This is a genomic window from Rhodoblastus sp., from assembly GCF_041915505.1.
In the GTDB taxonomy this organism is placed as follows: Bacteria; Pseudomonadota; Alphaproteobacteria; order Rhizobiales; family Beijerinckiaceae; genus Rhodoblastus.
This window is the reverse complement of sequence record NZ_JAYSBG010000337.1, coordinates 1-3,757: the sequence shown is the minus strand read 5'-3', so window position 1 is coordinate 3,757 and position 3,757 is coordinate 1. Positions and strand designations below refer to the sequence as shown.

Here is a 3,757-nt window from a genome sequence, read left to right as displayed (position 1 = left end):
TCCAGCAATTGTCGAAGCTGCTGGGGGCCAATCCGCGTTATCTGAAAAACGCCATCCGCCGGGCCCTGCGCGACGCGCCGAGCGCGCCCGACCAGATCGACGGGCAGAAACAGGCCTGGCGCGTCGAAGTCGCGCCGTTCCGGGACGATCCGGAGAAGGAGCGCATGAAGGGGCTCGAAGGCCTGACCTATCTGTTCCGGGTCGCGCCCGACCTGCCCGGCGCGGTCTATGAGATCGATATTTCAGCCCGTGACGGAGCCGGGGCCGTGCTGCTTGAGGAACATCTGCGCTATGACGGCAAGAAGAGCTGATCGCGCCGGCCGGGCGCTGGCGCAGGGCCTTGCCCTCGCTTTGGCGCTCGCGGTCGTCTCGCCGGCCTGCGCGGCGGAGGCGGATCCGGCCAATGATTATCCGACCGAGGCGCGGGCGGATTATGTCTTCGCCTGCATGGCCGCCAATGGCCAGACCCGCGAGGCGCTGCACAAATGCGCCTGCTCGCAGGACGTGCTGGCCACGATCCTGCCCTATGACAAATATGTCGAGGCGGAAACCGTGCTCTCCATGCGCCAGGGCGTCGGCCTGACGGCCAACGTCTTCCGCAATGCGGCGCGTTTCGACGATGTGGTGGCCGATCTGCGCCGGGCGCAGGCGGAAGCCGAAATCCGCTGCTTCTGAGCCCCGCAGGGTTTTGGCGACTCAGCCCTTGGCGGGCGGGTCGCCATTGGCCGGGAAGCTGCCGGTAAAGTTCGTCCCCCGCGAATCCTGCGCCTCGACCCGGACCGGCGCGCCATTGGCGCGATAGGTGAAGCGGAAGGTCGGATCCTCGCTCAGCGAAATGCCGTTCTCCATCGCGAACAGCAGGTCGTCGCCCTGCAGCACACGCACATGGACGACATACCAGGCCGGGGTATAGAGCCGGGTCTGCTGGTCCATCTGCATGCCGGAATAGTTGGGGTGCCGGATCTGGACCTGCGCCTCGTCGCGCCCGGTCGCGGCGAAGGAGCGGAACCGCATCTTGCCGACATGGGCCAGCGCCTCCTCCGGATCCTTGCCCGCCGGGGCCGAACAGCCGCCCGCCGCCTTGACGAAGCTTTTCGCCATATGCAGCGCGCCGCTCTCGGTTTCGGCTATGGCGCGGACATAGGAATAGGAATTGACCCGGATGCGGGTGGAGAACTGGAAGGCTTCGCCGTCGATCCGGCCGCGCTGCAAAGTCGTCACCAGAGGCACGGGATTTTCATCGACGATCACAGTGACCGCCTTGATCCTGTCGCCTGTTTCGCCGCGCGCGGGAAACAGCAGGTCGATCGGCACCAGGGCCGCCTCCTCCGCCCGAGTCGGGGCGTCGAGGACGATATAGCCCTCCGCCTCGCCGATCGGCCGGGCGCCGAAAAATTGCTTGCGCAGCGATTTCCAACTGTCTTCGTTGGTTGCCGCGTCCGCCTCAGGGCCGTCTTGCTGAGCCTGCGCCGCGGCGGGCGCCGCCAGGCACAAGGCCGCGAAGCGCATGAACATCCGTTTTGTGAGCATGGCGTCCTCCTCGCACGGTATCTTGGCGGCGCATCTTGTCCGCGCTTGATTCCCGGCCGCGTCCGGCTCAGGGGCGCGGCGCAATCTCTTCCATCGGCAGTCCGGCCTCCCGCCAGCCCTCGACGCCGTCGGAATACCAATAGACCCGACTATAGCCCAAAGCTTGCGCCCTTTTCGCGGCGTTCCACGACATCCAGCAGGCGCGCTTGCAGAAAAACACCAGCGGCGCCGCTTTGTCGCCGCCGGTGAGTTCGGTCAGGCTGCGGCTGAAATAAAGCTCCGTCTCGGCGGCTAGCGCGCCGCGTCCGACCTCCGGCAGCCAGACCGCGCGGACGATGCTGACATGGGGTTTTTCCTGCCAGACCGTGCCGGGCGCCAGGCCTTCGGGGCGCGGCGCATGGGGCAGCACGTCGACAAACAGCACCTTGGGGTCGGACCACAGGTTTTTCGCCGCCTCGACCGTCAGCGCGGGCTGGCCGTTGAGCGTGTCCGGCGTCGGCGACTGATAGTCGCCGAGTCGATAATCGGCGGGCTCGGGCGGCGCGGCGGCGAGAGCGGCGCCGGACAGCAGCGCCAGGGCCAAGGTCAGCCAGATGCGCCGCGCGCTCATTCCTCGCTCCTGCCGGGCCGGGGAGCCTCGATCGGCGCGGCGCCGATCGGGGCGAGCGGCACGCCATAGCTCGTCAGGATCGCCTCGATATCCTTGCGCCTCTTGTCGATGATGGCGTTCAGCTTGTGCTTCCATTCGGTTTCGCCGTGGCGCAGGCCGAAGGCGACGCGGAACACGAACGGCGGGCGCTTGTCGGTGACGAGCGGCGTGACGGTCAGCGGCGTCGCGGCCTTTCTGGCGAAATAGCCGCCGATCGGTCCCCACAGAATGGCGGCGTCGATCTCGCCGGCGACGAGATCGTTCAGCGCGTCCTCGGCCGGGGAATCGAAGCGGCGGTCGACCAGCAGGGAATAGCTTTTGACATGGTCGTAGAGGCCCAGCGCCATCAGATGGTCCACCGGCGGGGTGGCGGCGATGACGCCGATCTTCGCGCCCTTGAGGCGCGGGTCCTCGAGGCGGTCCACGCCGTCGAGCGTGCCGCCCTTGCGCGCGATCAGCACATAGGTCGAGGCGTAATAGGGATTGGAATGATCGATCAGGTCGGATTGCGCCGCATAACCGATGACGACGTCGCACATGTCGGAGCCCAGCGTGTTGCGCACGAAGCCCGGACCAGCCGGCATCCAGAAATAATGCAGCGGCAATTGCAGTTCGGCCGCCATCAGTTCGGCGATCTTGTTCTCGAAGCCTTCCTTGGCCTTGTTCGAGAAGGGCAGGTCGGCCGGCGCGGCGCAGACCCGCAGGCGGTCGCGTGAGACGAGGTCGGGCCTGGTCTGCGCCAGGCCCGGAATCGGAGACAACAAAGCGGCAAGGCAGATCAGCGCCCTGCCTGCGCGTCGGGTCTTGCGCGCGAGGCTCATGGCCGCGAGATCAGCTCGTGCCCATGCAGGAATCCTGCGCCGCCTGCCAGGCCGCGGATTTGGAAGCATGGTCCGCAGGCCTGTTGCGGCCCAGCGCATCATCCGAGCGGGCCCTGAGATAGGTGTAGATGTCGTCGAGGTAGCACATGACGTTCTTGTCTTCGCCGAGCGAAGGCATGACCTTTTCCTGGCCGCCGGCGAGGTTCTTGCGACCCTGCGCGACGGTGGCGAGGAAGGTCGCGTAATCCAGCGTCTTGAGGGAGTCGATCAGCGCCGGGGCGTAGCTGGAGCCCATGCCGTCCGGGCCGTGGCAGCGCAGGCATTCCGCATTATAGCGCTGGAAGCCGGAATAAGTGGGCCAGTCAACCTTGCCGTTGGCGTCGATATTATAGGTCGGATTGCCGTCGGCGTCGAAATAACGGCCGTCCTTTTCGCTCGCCGGCTTTTTGGGGTCGGCCTGTGCGACGCCAACGAAGACGAGCGCTGCGCAGAGCGCCGTCAAGGACGATGCGAGCCGCCTGGTTGAGGCGAGACGGGCGGGTTTTTCAGAAACGAAAGCTTTCACGACGCGAGATCCATCCGTATTTTCCGTCCGCCGCAGCATCGCTTGCGCCTGCCCGTGTCGGGCGGCTCCAAGTGCTGACGCCGAATGAGACTTGAACATGTCTGACTGAACAAGAAGCCGGGCGGGTCTTGCGACGCGCCCGGCTCGGATGCAGGCCGAAGGTCACTCGGGGAGGGCGAAGACCGTCAGCGT

General features: G+C 66.2%; 5 protein-coding genes and 1 pseudogene. 2 read left to right on the top strand and 4 right to left on the bottom strand.

Annotation, left to right across the window (positions count from 1 at the left end):
• Window positions 1-311, top strand: a pseudogene (locus ACE3S9_RS16465) (hypothetical protein); the annotation flags it as partial.
• Complete coding sequence (locus ACE3S9_RS16460; protein WP_374547561.1) at window positions 292-675, top strand: hypothetical protein; 384 nt, start codon at window positions 292-294, stop codon at window positions 673-675. The pseudogene ACE3S9_RS16465 and the gene ACE3S9_RS16460, both read left to right, overlap by 20 nt.
• 21 nt (window positions 676-696) lie before the next feature.
• Here the strand turns inward: ACE3S9_RS16460 and ACE3S9_RS16455 are convergent, their stop codons facing one another.
• The 4 genes from ACE3S9_RS16455 to ACE3S9_RS16440 all read right to left on the bottom strand — a co-directional run bounded on the left by ACE3S9_RS16455 (window position 697) and on the right by ACE3S9_RS16440 (window position 3,565).
• On the bottom strand, window positions 697-1,530 hold the full coding sequence (locus tag ACE3S9_RS16455) for a quinoprotein dehydrogenase-associated SoxYZ-like carrier (RefSeq protein ID WP_374547560.1): 834 nt from the start codon (window positions 1,528-1,530) through the stop codon (window positions 697-699).
• A gap of 67 nt (window positions 1,531-1,597) precedes the next feature.
• On the bottom strand, window positions 1,598-2,140 hold the full coding sequence (locus ACE3S9_RS16450; protein ID WP_374547559.1) for a rhodanese-like domain-containing protein: 543 nt from the start codon (window positions 2,138-2,140) through the stop codon (window positions 1,598-1,600).
• Window positions 2,137-3,000 carry a quinoprotein dehydrogenase-associated putative ABC transporter substrate-binding protein gene (locus ACE3S9_RS16445; protein ID WP_374547558.1) on the bottom strand — a complete coding sequence of 288 codons (864 nt, stop codon included), beginning with the start codon at window positions 2,998-3,000 and terminating at the stop codon, window positions 2,137-2,139. The genes ACE3S9_RS16450 and ACE3S9_RS16445 overlap by 4 nt, the downstream gene beginning before the upstream one ends.
• A 10-nt stretch (window positions 3,001-3,010) precedes the next feature.
• A complete protein-coding gene (locus tag ACE3S9_RS16440; RefSeq protein WP_374547557.1) occupies window positions 3,011-3,565 on the bottom strand; it encodes a c-type cytochrome, methanol metabolism-related in 555 nt (184 codons plus the stop codon).
• Window positions 3,566-3,757: the final 192 nt, after the last annotated feature.